The organism is Paenibacillus sp. sgz302114, assembly GCF_056120345.1.
In genome coordinates this window covers 1-298 of the sequence record NZ_JBVYOI010000070.1, presented here as the reverse complement: position 1 = coordinate 298, position 298 = coordinate 1, and the positions used below count along the sequence as shown (strand labels likewise).

The window sequence follows — 298 nt, the reverse complement described above, 5'->3', positions numbered from 1 at the left end:
TGTGCTTGGCGACGTCCTACTCTTCCAGGACCCTGCGGTCCAAGTACCATCGGCGCTGGAGGGCTTAACGGTCGTGTTCGGGATGGGTACGCGTGGTTCCCCTCCGCCATCGCCACCAAACGGTGAGCCGCGTTAGCGAGCCTCTATATACAAGGCCTTACGCCTTGAAAACTGGATACGAACCTTTGCGAAGGTTTCTTGCTTAAATTCTAAGATTCATAAGTTTCACCTTATGTAGCGCTTAGAATTCTCCGGCATGAAACATCTTGCGCCAAAATACTCGGCTTCAATGTTTCAC

General features: G+C 51.3%; 1 rRNA gene. It reads right to left on the bottom strand.

Annotation, left to right across the window (positions count from 1 at the left end):
• Positions 1-3 precede the first annotated feature (3 nt).
• A 5S ribosomal RNA gene (gene rrf, locus AC0LWF_RS27965) occupies positions 4-120 on the bottom strand.
• Positions 121-298: the final 178 nt, after the last annotated feature.